The sequence below is a fragment of the Ramlibacter sp. PS3R-8 genome, from assembly GCF_037572435.1.
In the GTDB taxonomy this organism is placed as follows: Bacteria; Pseudomonadota; Gammaproteobacteria; order Burkholderiales; family Burkholderiaceae_C; genus Ramlibacter.
Genome location: NZ_JBBHGT010000005.1, coordinates 22,845 through 37,923 on the forward strand (window position 1 = coordinate 22,845; position 15,079 = coordinate 37,923).

Annotated in this window: 17 protein-coding genes; 7 read left to right on the forward strand and 10 right to left on the reverse strand. The window is 68.0% G+C overall.

All coding sequences use genetic code 11. The features are described from left to right. Positions 1-48: 48 nt before the first annotated feature. The 3 genes from WG902_RS16945 to WG902_RS16955 are packed head-to-tail and all read right to left on the reverse strand — an operon-like array spanning position 49 to position 2,872. Entirely contained in the window at positions 49-339 is a 291-nt protein-coding gene (locus tag WG902_RS16945) for a DUF1330 domain-containing protein (RefSeq protein WP_340061322.1), read from the reverse strand. Beyond that, positions 332-1,186, reverse strand: coding sequence for a 3-deoxy-8-phosphooctulonate synthase (kdsA, locus tag WG902_RS16950; protein WP_340061323.1), 855 nt, complete (start codon positions 1,184-1,186; stop codon positions 332-334). The genes WG902_RS16945 and kdsA overlap by 8 nt, the downstream gene beginning before the upstream one ends. Continuing rightward, on the reverse strand, positions 1,187-2,872 hold the full coding sequence (locus WG902_RS16955; protein ID WP_340061324.1) for a CTP synthase: 1,686 nt from the start codon (positions 2,870-2,872) through the stop codon (positions 1,187-1,189). Positions 2,873-3,136: 264 nt separating this feature from the next. On the opposite strand from WG902_RS16955, the gene coaBC reads away from it, so the two are divergent. The 3 genes from coaBC (at position 3,137) to WG902_RS16970 (ending at position 5,468) form a co-directional block, all read left to right on the forward strand. Further along, positions 3,137-4,354 carry a bifunctional phosphopantothenoylcysteine decarboxylase/phosphopantothenate--cysteine ligase CoaBC gene (gene coaBC / locus WG902_RS16960; protein ID WP_340061325.1) on the forward strand — a complete coding sequence of 406 codons (1,218 nt, stop codon included), beginning with the start codon at positions 3,137-3,139 and terminating at the stop codon, positions 4,352-4,354. An 8-nt stretch (positions 4,355-4,362) separates the two neighbouring features. Continuing rightward, positions 4,363-4,809: a dUTP diphosphatase gene (dut, locus tag WG902_RS16965; RefSeq protein ID WP_340061326.1), complete on the forward strand. Its 447-nt coding sequence runs from the start codon at positions 4,363-4,365 to the stop codon at positions 4,807-4,809. 164 nt (positions 4,810-4,973) lie between these two features. Further along, entirely contained in the window at positions 4,974-5,468 is a 495-nt protein-coding gene (locus WG902_RS16970; RefSeq protein WP_340061327.1) for an outer membrane lipoprotein, read from the forward strand. On the opposite strand, the gene WG902_RS16975 is transcribed toward WG902_RS16970, so the two are convergent. Beyond that, positions 5,465-5,956, reverse strand: a complete 492-nt coding sequence (locus tag WG902_RS16975; protein ID WP_340061328.1) for an FKBP-type peptidyl-prolyl cis-trans isomerase — start codon at positions 5,954-5,956, stop codon at positions 5,465-5,467. The two genes, WG902_RS16970 and WG902_RS16975, sit on opposite strands and share 4 nt — an antisense overlap. A gap of 21 nt (positions 5,957-5,977) precedes the next feature. Between WG902_RS16975 and WG902_RS16980 the strand changes: the two genes are divergently transcribed. From WG902_RS16980 to WG902_RS16990, 3 genes are all read left to right on the forward strand, one after another. Further along, entirely contained in the window at positions 5,978-7,126 is a 1,149-nt protein-coding gene (locus WG902_RS16980) for a JmjC domain-containing protein (protein ID WP_340061329.1), read from the forward strand. After that, the gene (locus tag WG902_RS16985) at positions 7,116-7,634 is read left to right on the forward strand and encodes a hypothetical protein (protein ID WP_340061330.1); all 519 of its coding nucleotides are present in this window, start codon (positions 7,116-7,118) and stop codon (positions 7,632-7,634) included. The genes WG902_RS16980 and WG902_RS16985 overlap by 11 nt, the downstream gene beginning before the upstream one ends. A gap of 160 nt (positions 7,635-7,794) precedes the next feature. Then, positions 7,795-8,028 carry a hypothetical protein gene (locus WG902_RS16990; protein ID WP_340061331.1) on the forward strand — a complete coding sequence of 78 codons (234 nt, stop codon included), beginning with the start codon at positions 7,795-7,797 and terminating at the stop codon, positions 8,026-8,028. A gap of 160 nt (positions 8,029-8,188) precedes the next feature. Here the strand turns inward: WG902_RS16990 and WG902_RS16995 are convergent, their stop codons facing one another. The 6 genes from WG902_RS16995 to WG902_RS17020 are packed head-to-tail and all read right to left on the reverse strand — an operon-like array spanning position 8,189 to position 12,955. Further along, positions 8,189-8,968, reverse strand: a complete 780-nt coding sequence (locus WG902_RS16995) for an MBL fold metallo-hydrolase (protein ID WP_340061332.1) — start codon at positions 8,966-8,968, stop codon at positions 8,189-8,191. Between the two features lie 2 nt (positions 8,969-8,970). Beyond that, positions 8,971-10,059 carry an outer membrane protein assembly factor BamC gene (gene bamC, locus WG902_RS17000; protein WP_340061333.1) on the reverse strand — a complete coding sequence of 363 codons (1,089 nt, stop codon included), beginning with the start codon at positions 10,057-10,059 and terminating at the stop codon, positions 8,971-8,973. Positions 10,060-10,085: 26 nt separating this feature from the next. Then, on the reverse strand, positions 10,086-10,973 hold the full coding sequence (gene dapA / locus WG902_RS17005) for a 4-hydroxy-tetrahydrodipicolinate synthase (protein ID WP_340061334.1): 888 nt from the start codon (positions 10,971-10,973) through the stop codon (positions 10,086-10,088). Positions 10,974-11,003: 30 nt separating this feature from the next. Next, complete coding sequence (locus tag WG902_RS17010) at positions 11,004-11,540, reverse strand: class I SAM-dependent methyltransferase (protein WP_340061611.1); 537 nt, start codon at positions 11,538-11,540, stop codon at positions 11,004-11,006. A gap of 2 nt (positions 11,541-11,542) precedes the next feature. Beyond that, positions 11,543-11,674 carry a hypothetical protein gene (locus WG902_RS17015; protein WP_340061335.1) on the reverse strand — a complete coding sequence of 44 codons (132 nt, stop codon included), beginning with the start codon at positions 11,672-11,674 and terminating at the stop codon, positions 11,543-11,545. 60 nt (positions 11,675-11,734) lie between these two features. Next, the gene (locus WG902_RS17020; protein WP_340061336.1) at positions 11,735-12,955 is read right to left on the reverse strand and encodes an MFS transporter; all 1,221 of its coding nucleotides are present in this window, start codon (positions 12,953-12,955) and stop codon (positions 11,735-11,737) included. Positions 12,956-13,111: 156 nt separating this feature from the next. Here WG902_RS17020 and WG902_RS17025 point away from each other — a divergent pair, with 156 nt between their 5' ends. Then, complete coding sequence (locus WG902_RS17025; RefSeq protein ID WP_340061337.1) at positions 13,112-15,079, forward strand: DNA topoisomerase IV subunit B; 1,968 nt, start codon at positions 13,112-13,114, stop codon at positions 15,077-15,079.

The window sequence follows — 15,079 nt, forward strand, 5'->3', positions numbered from 1 at the left end:
TGCGTCTTCTGCGTAACTTCTGCGCCTTCTGCGTCCGGCTGCCCGTATTCAAACCCCTTCGATCACCACCATCCGCATCACCGCGATGTTCTTGCGTGCTTCGATCGCCGCCTTGTACTCGGTGGAGGCGTAGAAGGCCTTCGCCTTCTCGACGGAAGGAAACTTCAGCAGGACCACGCGGTGCGGCGTCCAGTCGCCTTCGAGCACTTCGGTCTTGCCGCCGCGCACGCAGACTTCCGCGCCGTGCGCCTTCATGGCAATGGTGGACAGCCGCTTGTACTCTTCGTACGCGGCAGGGTCCTTGACGTCGACGTTGGCGAGGATGTAGGCGCTAGGCAAAGTGGTTCTCCAGGAAGCCGTTCTTCTTGGTGATGCGATCGAGCTCCACCAGCGTTTCCAGCAGCGCGCGCATGTGCTTCAGCGGCACGGCATTGGGGCCGTCGGACAGCGCCTTGGCGGGGTCCGGGTGCGTTTCCATGAACAGGCCCGCCACGCCGACGGCGACCGCCGCGCGCGACAGCACCGGCACGTGCTCGCGCTGGCCGCCGGAGCTGGTGCCCTGGCCGCCGGGCAACTGCACCGAGTGGGTGGCGTCGAACACCACCGGGGCGCCGGTCTCGCGCATGATCGCCAGCGAGCGCATGTCCGAGACCAGGTTGTTGTAGCCGAAGCTGGCGCCGCGCTCGCAGGCCATGAAATTGTCTTCGTTCAGGCCCTTCTCGCGTGCGGCATCGCGGGCCTTCTGGATCACGTTCTTCATGTCGCCGGGGGCGAGGAACTGGCCCTTCTTGATGTTCACCGGCTTGCCGGACTGCGCCACGGCGCGGATGAAGTCGGTCTGCCGGCACAGGAACGCGGGCGTCTGCAGCACGTCGACGATCTCCGCGACCTTCGAGATCTCCGCCTCGGAGTGCACGTCGGTCAGGATCGGCACCTTCAGCTCGCGCTTCACCTTGGCCAGGATTTCCAGGCCCTTTTCCATGCCGGGACCGCGGAAGCTGGTGCCGGAGGAGCGGTTGGCCTTGTCGTAGCTGCTCTTGAAGATGAAGGGGATGCCGAGCGCCGCGGTGATCTCCTTCAGCTGGCCGGCCACGTCCATCTGCAGCTGCTCGGACTCGACCACGCACGGGCCGGAAATCAGGAAGAAGGGCCGCTCGAGGCCCACGTCGAAACCACAAAGCTTCATTTAAGCCACCGCCTTGAGCGGCTTGCTGCCGCCCGCCTTCTGGGTGGCCGCCTGGTGCTCGCAGGCGGCCTGGATGAATGAATTGAACAGCGGGTGGCCGTCCCACGGCGTGGACTTGAATTCCGGGTGGAACTGCACGCCCACGAACCAGGGGTGCACGTCCTGCGGCAATTCCACGATCTCGGTCAGGTGCTCGCGCTGCGTCAGCGCGGAGATCACCAGCCCGGCCTTGCGCAGCTGGTCCAGGTATTTCACGTTGGCTTCGTAGCGGTGGCGGTGCCGCTCGGTGACCACGTCGCCGTAGATCTGGTGGGCCAGCGTACCCTTGGCCACGTCGGAGCTCTGCGCGCCCAGTCGCATGGTGCCGCCCAGGTCGGACTGCTCGGTGCGCGTCTTGATCGTGCCGTCGGCGTCCTGCCACTCGGTGATCAGCGCGATGACCGGGTGCGGGGTGTGCGGATCGAACTCGGTGCTGTTGGCGCCGGGCAGGCCGGCGACGTCGCGCGCGAATTCGATGGTGGCGACCTGCATGCCCAGGCAGATGCCGAGGTAAGGCACCTTGTTCTCGCGGGCGAAGCGCGCCGCGGCCACCTTGCCTTCGATGCCGCGCTTGCCGAAGCCGCCCGGCACCAGCACCGCGTCGAACCTGGCGAGGTTGCCCACCATGTCCGGCGTGATGGTCTCGGAGTCGAGGTAGTCGACCTTCACCCGAACGTGGTTCTTCACGCCGGCGTGGCGCAGCGCTTCGTTCAACGACTTGTAGCTGTCGGACAGGTCGACGTACTTGCCCACCATGGCGATGTTGATCTCGCCGCGCGGATGCTCCACCTCGTACACCAGGTCGTCCCAGCGTTTCAGGTTGGCGGGCGGCGTGTTCAGGCGCAGCTTGTCGCAGATCAGGCCGTCCAGGCCCTGCTCGTGCAGCAGGCGCGGCACCTTGTAGATGGTGTCCACGTCCGGCATGCTGATCACGCCCCAGCGCGGCACGTTGGTGAACAGGCTGATCTTCTCGGCCTCGTCCTCCGGCACCATGCGGTCGGCCCGGCACAGCAACGCGTCGGGCTGGATACCGATTTCGCGCATCTTCTGCACCGTGTGCTGCGTCGGCTTGGTTTTCAGCTCGCCGGCGGCCTTGATGAAGGGCACGTAGGTCAGGTGCACGAAGGCCGCGTTGTTCTGTCCCTGCTTCAGTGCCATCTGGCGCACGGCTTCCAGGAAAGGAAGCGATTCGATGTCGCCGACCGTGCCGCCGATCTCGACGATCGCCACGTCCACTTCGTTCGGCGTCCCGACACCGGCGCCGCGGCGGATGTAGTCCTGGATTTCGTTGGTGACGTGCGGGATCACCTGCACCGTCTTGCCGAGGTAGTCGCCCCGGCGTTCCTTTTCCAGCACCGACTTGTAGATCTGGCCGGTGGTGAAGTTGTTGGCCTTGCGCATGCGCGTGGTGACGAAGCGCTCGTAGTGGCCCAGGTCGAGGTCGGTCTCCGCGCCGTCGTCGGTGACGAACACCTCGCCGTGCTGGAAGGGGGACATCGTGCCCGGATCCACGTTGATGTACGGGTCGAGCTTGATCAGGGTGACTTTGAGGCCCCGCGACTCCAGGATCGCTGCGAGGGAGGCTGAGGCGATTCCCTTGCCGAGGGAGGACACCACACCGCCGGTGACGAAGACGAATTTGGTCATGTCAGGTCGGGAGGGTGCGCTCCCGAGGAGGTGGTAAAGCGAGATTATAAGGAAAGGCCTCGGCAGGGCACGCGGCAAGGCCGGGAGTGTGCGGAAATGCCGCATGGATTGGCGGGGTCGCTGCGCGAACCCACCCTCCGAGTGGCTGCTCGTGCTCGCTTCGCGCTCTTCCTCCCTCTCCCCTCCGGGGAGAGGGCTGGGGTGAGGGGCATGCGCGGCACCACCTCTTGCGCAGTCAGGCCGACGGACAATTACACTCCGCCCATGAACGACCTCGCCGGCAAGCACATCGTCCTCGGGCTCACCGGCGGCATCGCTTGCTACAAGGCGGCTGAACTGTGCCGGGCGCTGGTGAAAGAGGGCGCGACGGTGCAGGTGGTGATGACCGAAGCCAGCGAGCAGTTCATCACGCCCGTCACCATGCAGGCGCTGTCCGGGCGCCCGGTCTACACCTCGCAGTGGGACGCGCGCGAGCCGAACAACATGCCGCACATCAACCTGTCGCGGCAGTCCGACGCCATCCTCATCGCCCCTTGCAGCGCCGACTTCATGGCGAAGCTGGTGCACGGGCGCGCCGACGAACTGCTCTCGCTGATGTGCCTGGCCCGGCCCGTGGACAAGGTGCCGCTGCTGATCGCGCCGGCCATGAACCGCGAGATGTGGGCGCATCCGGCGACGCAACGCAACATGCAGCAACTGGCCGACGACGGCGCCACCATCCTCGGCGTCGGCAGCGGCTTCCAGGCCTGCGGCGAAACCGGTGACGGCCGCATGCTCGAGCCGAACGAGCTGCTCGAAGATCTGATCGCATTTTTCCAGCCGAAGGCGTTGGCGGGGAAAAAGGTCGTCGTCACCGCCGGCCCCACCTTCGAGGCGCTCGACCCGATCCGCGGTATCACCAACCACTCCTCCGGGAAGATGGGTTTCGCCATCGCCCGCGCGGCGCGCGAGGCCGGCGCCGACGTGGTGCTGGTCGCCGGCCCGGTGCACCTGCCCACGCCGCGCGGCGTGCGCCGCATCGACGTGCAATCGGCGCGCGACATGCTGGCGGCCACCGAAGGCGAAGCCGCGCGCGCCGACGTGTTCGTGGCCACGGCCGCCGTCGCCGACTGGCGGCCCGCCACGCACTCGGACCAGAAGATCAAGAAGGACGGCTCCGGCGCCGCGCCGACGCTGGCGTTCGTCGAGAACCCGGACATCCTGGCGACGGTGGCCAAGACCGCGCGCGCGAAGAGCGGCGCGCTGTTCTGCGTCGGCTTCGCCGCCGAAAGCCACGACCTGGTGAAGCACGCCACCGCCAAGCGCGAGCGCAAGGGCATCCCGCTGCTGGTGGGCAACATCGGCCCGCTGACCTTCGGCCAGGACGACAACCAGATGCTGCTGGTCGACGCGAACGGTGTGCAGGAACTGCCGCGCGCCTCCAAGCTCGACTGCGCGCGGCGGCTGGTCGCCGAGATCGCCCAACGCCTTCAACGACGCTGAACCTCACGATGCAAGTCGACGTCAAGATCCTCGATCCCCGCATGGCCGACCAGTTGCCGGCCTATGCGACGCCGGGCAGCGCCGGGCTCGACCTGCGCGCATGCCTGGATGAGCCGCTCACCCTGCAGCCCAATGCCTGGCAGCTCGTGCCGACCGGCATCGCCATCTGGCTGAAGGACCCGGGCTACGCCGCGCTGATCCTGCCGCGCTCGGGGCTGGGCCACAAGCACGGCATCGTGCTGGGCAACCTGGTCGGCCTGATCGACAGCGACTACCAGGGCCAGCTCATGGTGAGCGCATGGAACCGCAGCGACACCGCGTTCACGCTGCAGCCGATGGAGCGGCTGGCCCAGCTGGTGATCGTGCCGGTGCAGCAGGCAACTTTCCACGTGGTCACCGAATTTCCCGCCACGGTGCGCGGCGCCGGCGGCTACGGCTCGACCGGCAAGGGCTGATCCCGCCGGCGTGGGCCGACGCCGACAGCCCGCCCATCGGTCTCCTACAGCAAGGCACGCGATTGCCCGCGTGCGTGCCTACCCGTCCGTGGCTCCAATCGGCGGTATGGGGCCAACTGGACATTCCGCGGTCCCGGCCCATCATCGAACCAAGGAGATTTTTCATGCGCAACCTATCCCGCCTGGCGGCCATCGGTGCTGCCACTGCAATGCTCAGCGCCTGTGTCGCCTATCCCGCCGGCCCGGGCTATGGCGGTCCCGCCTACGGCCAGGCTCCTTATCCGGCGCCATCGGGCCCGGTGGTGGCCACCGACTCAGGCCGCATCGTCAACATCGAATACCTGCCCGTGGGCGCCGTCTACCGGCAAGCGCCCAATCCGATGGGCGCCGTCGTGGGCGGCATCGCCGGCGCGCTGATCGGCAACCAGTTCGGTTCGGGCGGCGCCCGCGCCGCGTCCACGGTGCTTGGCGGGGTTGCCGGCGCCAGCGTGGGCCACGCCATCGCGTACAACAATGCCGGCGTCGTCACGCAACCGGGCTATCGCATCACGATGCGGTCGGACCAGGGATATGTGCGCACTTACGAGGTGCCGGCCACGGGTGACCTGCGCATTGGCGACCGCGTGCGCATCGACAACGGCATGATCTATCGGAGTTAGCCGATCCGGAAGAAGCCCATCCCGAGGGTCTTCGCTTCGTATTCGTCTTCCGTCGCCTCGCGCACGGCTTCCACCTTCAATTGCAGGCGCAATGCGATGCCTGCCAGGGGGTGGTTGCCGTCCAGCACCACGTGTTCGGGATAGATCTCGGTCACCGTGTAGATCACGTCGGACGGCGCGTCCTGGCTGGACGCCCCCGGGGGCATGCCCTCGAAGGTGACGCCTTCTTCCAGTTCCTTCGGGAACACGTTCCGGGGCTCCAGGAACACCAGCTTTTCGTCGTAGTCGCCGAAAGCATCTTCCGGTTCCAGGTGCAAGTCCACCCGGTCGCCGGGCTCATGGCCCTGCAGCGCCTCCTCGATCTTCGCGAGCAGGTCCCTGCCGCCCACCAGGAATTCGACGGGCTCTTCCAGCGTGTCCAGTTCTTCGCCCAGCGTGTCCTTCAGGGTCCACGTCAGGGCCACGACGCAGTGCGGTGTGATTTCCATAGGAGAATTGTCGCAGTTCCCATGCCCACCGATCGAACCCTCCCGCTGCTCGGCGGTCTGACTCCCGACCAGTTCATGCGCCGGCACTGGCAGAAAAAGCCCCTGCTGGTGCGCCAGGCCATGGCCGGGTTCGAGCCGCTGTTGCCACCGGCCGAGCTGTTCGCGCTGGCCGCGCGTGAAGGGGTGGAGTCGCGCCTGGTGTCGCAGGACCCGCGGCGCGGCTGGCGCCTGCAGCGCGGGCCGTTCGCCCGCCGCGCCTTGCCGGCGCTCAAGCAACCCCGGTGGTCCCTGCTGGTGCAGGGCGTCGACCTGCACGACGCCCGCGCGCATGCCTTGCTGCACCGATTCGACTTCATCCCCGCGGCGCGGCTGGACGACCTGATGATCAGCTACGCGTCCGACGGCGGCGGCGTCGGCCCGCACTTCGACAGCTACGACGTGTTCCTGCTGCAGGCGCAGGGACGGCGCCGCTGGCGCATCGGCCGCCAACGCGACCTGCAGCTGCAGGAAGGCGTGCCGCTGAAGATCCTCGCCAACTTCGAAGCCGAAGAGGAATTCGTGCTCGAACCGGGCGACATGCTCTACCTGCCGCCGCGCTACGCGCACGACGGCGTGGCGGTGGGCGGCGACTGCCAGACCTATTCCATCGGCTTCCGGGCGCCGGCGCGCAACGAACTGGCGCGCGAGCTGCTGCAGCGCATCGCCGACGAAGCCGCGGAGGAGGGCAGCGATGCGAGCATCTACCGCGATGCCCGCCAGCTGGCGACGGACACCCCGGGCGCGATCCCGGAAGGGCTGGCCACCTTTGCCCGCGAGGCGCTCGCCGCCGCGCTGAGCGATCCCGCCGCGCTGGATCGCGCATTGGGCGAGTACCTGACCGAGCCGAAGCCGAACGTCTGGTTCGAGCCCGGCCGCGCGCCGCGCCGCCTGCGGGCCCTGGTGCTGGACGCGCGGACCCGCATGCTGCACGATCGGCGCCATGTCTTCATCAATGGCGAGGCCTGGCGTGCCGCGGGCCGCGATGCGACGCTGATGCGGCGGCTGGCCGACCACCGCCGGCTCGACGCGCGCGAGCTTGCCGGCGCCAGCGAAGGGGCCCGCGCGCTTCTGCTGTCGTGGTGCGAAGCCGGCTGGGCGCATGCCGGTACGGAGGCTGCCGATGAGCGATGACCGGGACAACGATGCCGCGGCGCTGCCGCCCTTGCATTCGAGGCGTTTCGAAGGCCGGACCGACTTTCGCCAGCTCATCCGCGATGCGCTGGACCATGCGGCGCACGAGGGCTGGCGCGAAATCATCTTCAGCGACCCGAGCTTTGGCGACTGGCCGCTGGGCGAGCGCGCGGTGATGGACTCGCTGCTGGCCTGGTCCCACTCGGGACGGCGGATCACGTTGCTGGCGCGGCGCTACGACGACGTGGTGCGGCAGCACGCGCGCTTCGTGCAGTGGCGCGGCCGGTGGTCGCACATCGTCACCGCCATGGGCTGCCCGAGCGCGGATCCGCTCGAGTTGCCGAGTGCGCTGTGGAGCCCCGGCTGGGTGATGGAGCGGCTCGACATCGATCGTTGCAATGGCTATTGCGGCAGCGAGCCTGAACGCCGCCTGCTGTTGCGCGAGCGGTTGGCCGAATGGCTGGCGAAATCGAGCCCGGCCTTTCCATCGACCACCCTCGGCCTGTGATTCGGGCACGCCGAGTGGCCCGATGGCGCGCCTGTTCCCGCTATAATGTTTGGCTGAGCTAAAGGGGGCCCGAGCCTCTGAACTCGGTCACGAGCGGCATCGACCGCCTGGACAAAATATTCCGGATCTGTTTTTGTCTCACGCTTACAAGGAAACTGAAATGAAGAAATCGCTCGTTCTCGCCTCCCTGATCGCTGCTGCTGCCCTGGCTGCCTGCGGCAAGAAGGAAGAGCCCGCGCCCGCTCCGGCACCGGCCCCCGCCGCTGCCCCGGCTCCTGCTCCCGCCCCGGCCCCGGCTGCTGCCCCCGCAGCCGACGCTGCCGCTGGTGCCGCCTCCGCTGCTGCTGGCGCCGCGTCCGCTGCTGCCGGCGCCGCTTCGGCCGCCAAGCCCTAAGCCGCTTTCCCAAAAGCGCGAAAGGCCGCCCTCGGGCGGCCTTTTTCATGGGCGTTGGAATGTCGGGGTCGACTTCGTCGAACCCGACCTACGAAAGTGCAATTCCCGCGGGGCGGACTTCGTAGGCCGGGTTCCGCGAACAGCGGACCCCGGCAATCCTTCAAGCCGTGATCCAGGCGCTGCCGCTGGCGCCATCCGCGACCAGCACGTCCTGCTCGCCGCAATTCAGCGCGGTCGACAGCGCGTGCCGCGCGAGCTCCGGCTTGTTGTTCTGCTCGCTCAGGTGCGCAGCCATCACCTGCTTCAGGCGTCCCGCCGCATGCACTGCCTGCGCCAGCGACGCCGCCGCGCTGTTCGGCAGGTGACCCCAGCCGCCGCCGACCCGCCGCTTCAGGAAAGGCGGGTAGGAGCCGGCGGCCAGCATGTCCTCGTCATGGTTGCATTCCAGCAGCAGCGTGGTGCAACCCGCCACCTCCTGCAGCACGTGCGCGCTGACATGCCCGAGGTCGGTCACCACCCCCAGCCGGGTGTCGCCGTCGGTGCACGTCAGCTGCAGCGGCTCGCGTGCATCGTGGGGCACCGTGAACGGCCGCACCTGCAGGCCGCCCACCTCGAACAGCATGCCGTCGCAGGCGATGCGCAGCAGCCCGTCCAGGTCCGGCTGGCCGATGGCCGCGTAGGTGCCCTCGCTCATGTACACCGGAATGCGCTCGCGCAGCGCGAGCTGGCGCGCGCAACCGATGTGGTCGCCGTGTTCGTGGGTGATGAAGATCGCATCGACCTGGTCGGCCAGCATGCCGGCGGCGCGCAGGCGCTTGTCGAGGTCGCGGATGCCGAAACCGCAGTCCACCAGCAGGTGCGACACCTGCGTGCCGCCGCGCGCCTGGACCACGGTGGCGTTCCCGGAACTGCCACTGCCCAGGCTCTTGAAGCGGATCACCGTTACTTCAGGTCGTCGGCGATCACTTGCACGATGCGCTGGGCGTTCTGCGACGTCTCGGGCGTGCCGTTGGCGTTGAACACGGACACCGTGGTGGTCGTGCCTTCGCTCTTCAGGTTGATCCGGAACTTCAGGGGCTGCTCGGCGTTCTCGGCCCGGCTGAACAGCTTGCCGAGGAAGCCCTGCTGCTTCTTGTCCGGATTCGGCGGCACGTAGCGCACGAAGTACGTGCCCTGGCTGCGGTCGCGGTCTTCGACCGTGAATCCGGTGCGGTCCAGCGCCAGGCCGACGCGGCGCCAGGCGCGGTCGAAGCCTTCGTCGATGACGACGGCGGGCTGGCTGTTCACCGCCGTCACGCGCGAGATCGGACGGTCGGAGGACACGGATGTTGCCGCCTGGGCCTGCGCCTGCGGCACGCCGAGGCGCACCATCAGGCGGCGCAGGAACTCGGCTTCCAGTTCCGGGTCCGCGGGACGCGGCTGCCAGACCGTCTGGTCTTTCTCCGTGTTGCTGTAGACCTCGACCATGCCGCGATGGCTGACGAAGATCTCGGTGCCGCCATTGGGCGAGCGCTCCAGGCGCGTGCGGAACTTGTCGCGCTCGGACGTGGAGTAGGCCGAGTCGAGCAGCTTGCCCAGCGAGTTGCGGATGAAGTCGGTCGGGATCTTGGCGCGGTTCTCGGCCCAGTCGGTTTCCATGATGCCCAGGTTGGGCTGGTCCATGGCCAGCAGGAAACCGCTTTCCTGCCAGAAGTCGCGCACCGGCCCCCACAGCTGGTCGGCGGGGCGGTTGATCACCAGCCAGCGCTGGTTGCCCGCGCGCTCGATGCGCACGTCGCCGACGGCGGTGGCAGCAGTCGGCAAGCCGGGGACGGCCTGCCCCACCTGGTAGCTGTTGGCGGAGACGGCACCGCCCGCGACGACGTAGCGCGTGTCGCGCGACAGCTGCGTGAGGTCCGGCGGAACCTCGAGCGACGGCCCCTTGGTGGCGCTCTTGTAGTCGATGCGGTCGCCCTCGAGCACCGAAAACATCGAACAGCCCGACAGCGCGGCTGCCAGGGCGAGCAGGCCGAACTTGGCGATCAACTTCATGAAAATACCTCTTGGATTCGTTGCGCTCACGCCAGCAGGCCGGCGGCGCGCAGCGCGCCTTCGACCACGGGCTCGTAGGCAGGGGTGAGCGGTGTCATCGGCAGGCGCAGTGCGCCGCCCATCAGCCCCATGCGGGCCATGGCCCACTTCACGGGGATCGGGTTCGCCTCGACGAACAGGTGCTTGTGCAGCGGCATCAGCTTGCGCTGGATCTCCATGGCGCGCTTGCAGTCGCCGGCGACCGCTGCCACGCACAACTCGTGCATCAGCCGCGGCGCCACGTTGGCGGTGACGCTGATGTTGCCCTGGCCGCCGCACAGCATGAGCGCGACGGCGGTGGGGTCGTCGCCGGAATAGATGGAAAAGCCTTTCGGCACGTCGCGGATCAGCCATTGGGCCCGCTCGAGGTTGCCGGTGGCCTCCTTGATGCCGATGATGCCCGGCACCTCGGCCAGCCGCAGCACGGTCTCGTGCAGCATGTCGCCCACCGTGCGGCCCGGCACGTTGTACAGCACCGTGGGCAGGTCGCCGGTGGCCTCGGCGATCGCCTTGAAGTGCCGGTACATGCCTTCCTGCGTCGGCTTGTTGTAGTAGGGAACGACCTGCAACTGGCAGTCGGCGCCGACCTTCTGCGCGTAGCGGGCCAGCTCGATCGCCTCGAGCGTGGAGTTGGCCCCGCAGCCGGCCATGATGGGCACGCGGCCGCGCGCCTGCTCCACGGAGACGCGGATGATCTCGCGATGCTCTTCGACATCGACCGTCGGCGACTCGCCGGTGGTGCCGACGACGCCGATGCAGTCCGTGCCTTCCTGGATGTGCCAGTCGACGAGCTTGCGCAGCGCCGCGTAGTCGACGCTGCCATCGTCGTGCATCGGCGTCACGAGCGCGACGATGCTGCCTGTAATCGGTGTCATGGGGGGTGTTCCGTGAATAGGCGATTCTAACTAGAGCGCGTACCTGCCCGGCCCCGGGGCGGACCCGGGCCGCACCGCGGCGATCCGCTGCACGAAGCGCGGTGGCTCATCGAGGAAGCCGTCCTCGAACGCCACCGTGCGCAGCTCGCCATAGGCACGCAGCAATTCGCCGGGCGCCAGCAGGAAATCCGGACGCGAAGGCTTGCCCACCGTCTCGTTGCCCAGGGCGAAGGTTTCGTGCAGCAGCACGCCGCCCGGGGCCACGCAGGCGGCGATCCGCGCGAACAGCGGCCGCCAGAGGTAGTTGGTGACGATGACGCCGGCGAACTGCCGGCCGGCCAGCGGCCACGGGCCGTTTTCGATGTCGGCCTCCACCGTTTCCGCGATGCTGCCCAGCGTGTCGAGCGCGGCACTGTCGCGATCCACGGCCGTCACCGCATGCCCGCGCTCGGCGAACCAGCGCACGTGGCGGCCGCCGCCGCAGGCCAGGTCCAGCACGTCGCCGCCGGCGGGCACCAGGTGCGTCCAGCGCACGATCCAGGGAGAGGGTGCCAGCGTGCCGTGCATGGCTACTGGAAACACGCCCAGATCATGTCGCCCAGCACCACCATCATCTGCGGCCGCGTGTAAAGCACGAACACCGCGACCAACAGGGCCGCGGCACCCCCGTAGACCAGGGCCTTCTTCCTGCGCAAGCTCATTCGGCTGCCCTCCGCGCTACGCGCTGCGGGATTCGCCTTGGGGCGGCCCGGCGGCTCATGTCACGCAGGCTGCGGCGCGCCGCGCACGATCGGCGCTTCGCGCACGGGCAGGTTCACCAGGGCCGCCAGCACGCCCAGGCCGATGGCGATGTACCAGACGACGTCGTAGCTGCCGGTGCGGTCATACAGCACGCCGCCCAGCCAGACGCCGAGGAAGGAGCCGATCTGGTGGCTGAAGAAGATGAAGCCGCCCAGCATGGACAGGTGCGCCACGCCGAAGATCTGCGCGACCGCGGCATTGGTCGGCGGTACCGTCGACAGCCACAGCATGCCCATGACGGCAGCGAAGATGTACACCGACAGCGGCGACAGCGGCGCCCACAGGAACACCGAGATCGCGATCGCGCGTCCGAGATAGATGCACGCGAGGATCTTGCGGCGGGCCACGGTCTGTCCCAGCGTTCCGGCCACATAGGTCCCGATCACATTGAACAGCCCGATCAGGCCCAGCGCGTAGCTGGCCACTTCCGGCGACAGGCCCTTGTCCTTCAGATAGCTGGGCAGGTGCACCCCGATGAACACCACCTGGAAGCCGCAGACGAAGTAACCCGCCATCAGCAGCTGGAAGCTCGGGTAGCGAAAGGCTTCGGCCAGGGCCTGGCCTACCGTCTGCTGCCGCTTCGGCGGGATGGCGCCGCCAGCGAAGCCGGGCTCCCGCAGCCCGAAGGCCAGCGGCATGATCAGCAGCACCACGACCGAGAGCACCAGCAGCGCCTGCTGCCAGCCCAGCCCGCGGATCAGGAAACCTTCCACCGGCACCATCAGGAACTGGCCGAAGGAGCCCGCGGCGGCCGCGACGCCCATCGCCCAGGAACGCTTGGCCGGGTCCAGTTGCCGGCCGATCACGCCATACACCACGGCGTAGGTCGTGCCGGCCTGCGCGGCGCCGATCAGCACGCCCGCCGTCAGGGCGAAGATCGTCGAGTTCGGTGACAGCGCCATGCCCGCCAGGCCGGCCGCATAAAGCAGCGTGCCCCCGATCAGCACCTTGAAGGCGCCGAAGCGGTCGGCCAGCATGCCGGCGAAGATGCCGATGACGCCCCAGGACAGGTTCTGGATCGCGATGGCGAAAGAGAAGGTGCCGCGGTCCCAGCCCTGGGCCTGGGTGATCGGCAGCAGCCACAGGCCGAAGCCGTGGCGGATGCCCATCGAGAGGGTGACGATCATGGCGCCGCAGGCGAGCACCTGCGTCATCGAAAGCTTGCGGTCGGCGGTGGGCATGCGGCGAATGTACCGAGCCGCAGGGCCCGCCGCTCGTCGTGCCGCCGACAACCCCATTGATTTATTCGTGGCGCATTGATGACGGGCTCGCATGAATCGATTGCACTGGATGCCCATCCAGCGGATAAATGGGCCGCGTCTACAATGCGCCTCCCTATGGCCACGAAACCACCGTCCGAGTATTCCGAAGGTTCCATCCGGGTGCTGAAGGGGCTCGAGCCCGTCAAGCAGCGCCCGGGCATGTACACCCGCACGGACAACCCCCTTCACGCCGTGCAGGAGGTGCTGGACAACGCCGCCGACGAGGCGCTGGCAGGCCACGGCAAGCGCATCCGCGTCCTGCTGCACCCCGACGGCTCGGTGAGCGTGGAGGACGACGGCCGCGGCATCCCCTTCGGCATGCACCCCGAGGAAAAGGCGCCGGTGATCGAACTGGTGTTCACCCGCCTGCACGCGGGCGGCAAGTTCGACAAGGGCAAGGGCGGCGCCTACAGCTTCTCCGGCGGCCTGCATGGCGTGGGCGTGTCCGTCACCAATGCGCTGGCCAAGCGGCTGGAAGCCACGGTCTGGCGCGACGGCCAGGTCGCCACCATCGCCTTTGCCGGCGGCGACGTCGAGGAAAAGCTCAAGGTCCGCAAGGCCGGCCCGGACGACCGCAAGCAGGGCACCACGGTGCGCGTGTGGCCGGACGGCAAGTACTTCGAGACCACCGCGGTGCCGCTGCCGGAGCTGGCGCACCTGCTGCGCAGCAAGGCCGTGCTGATGCCGGGCGTGACGGTGCAGCTGGTCGACGAGAAGAAGAAGGACACCCAGACCTGGCAGTACAAGGGCGGCCTGCGCGACTACCTGATGCAGACGCTGCCGGCCGACCCGGTGATCCCGCTGTTCGAGGGCGAGGGTTTCGCCGAGAACAACGAGAACTTCGCGGAAGGCGAGGGCGCCGCCTGGTGCGTGGCCTTCACCGAGGACGGCCAGCCGGTGCGCGAGAGCTACGTCAACCTGATTCCCACCACCGCCGGCGGCACGCACGACAGCGGCCTGCGCGACGGCCTGTTCAACGCGGTCAAGAGCTTCATCGAGCTGCACAACCTGCAGCCCAAGGGCGTCAAGCTGCTGCCGGAGGACGTGTTCGCCCGCGCTTCCTACGTGCTCTCGGCCAAGGTGCTGGACCCGCAGTTCCAGGGCCAGATCAAGGAGCGGCTGAACTCGCGCGACGCCGTGCGGCTGGTCTCCAGCTACGTGCGGCCGGCGCTGGAGCTGTGGCTGAACCAGCACGTCGACTACGGCAAGAAGCTCGCCGAACTGGCGATCAAGGCGGCGCAGTCGCGCCAGAAGGCCGGCCAGAAAGTCGAGAAGCGCAAGGGCTCGGGCGTCGCCGTGCTGCCCGGCAAGCTGACCGACTGCGAGAGCAAGGAGATCACGCACAACGAGATCTTCCTGGTGGAGGGCGACTCCGCCGGTGGCAGCGCCAAGATGGGCCGCGACAAGGAGTGCCAGGCCATCCTGCCGCTGCGCGGCAAGGTGCTGAACACCTGGGAGGTCGAGCGCGACCGCCTGTTCGCCAACAACGAAATCCACGATATCGCGGTGGCCATCGGCGTCGATCCGCACGGCCCCAACGACACGCCCGACCTGACCGGCCTGCGCTACGGCAAGGTCTGCATCCTGTCGGATGCGGATGTCGACGGCTCGCACATCCAGGTGCTGCTGCTGACGCTGTTCTTCCGCCACTTCCCCAAGCTCATCGATTCCGGCAACGTGTATATCGCGCGGCCGCCGCTGTTCCGCGTGGACACGCCGGCGCGCGGCAAGAAGCCGGCCGGCAAGCAGTACGCGCTGGACGAGGGCGAGCTGACGGCTATCCTGGACAAGTTGCGCAAGGAAGGCGTGGCCGAGGGCAAGTGGAGCATCAGCCGCTTCAAGGGGCTGGGCGAGATGAGCGCGGAACAATTGTGGGAGACCACGCTCAATCCGGACACGCGGCGCCTGTTGCCCGTGCGCCTGGGCAAGTTCGACTTTGCGGGCACCGAGGACCTGATCACCAAGCTCATGGGCAAGGGCGAAGCCGCCGCGCGCCGCGAGCTGATGGAGCTGCATGGCGACTCCGTGGAAATCGACATCTGA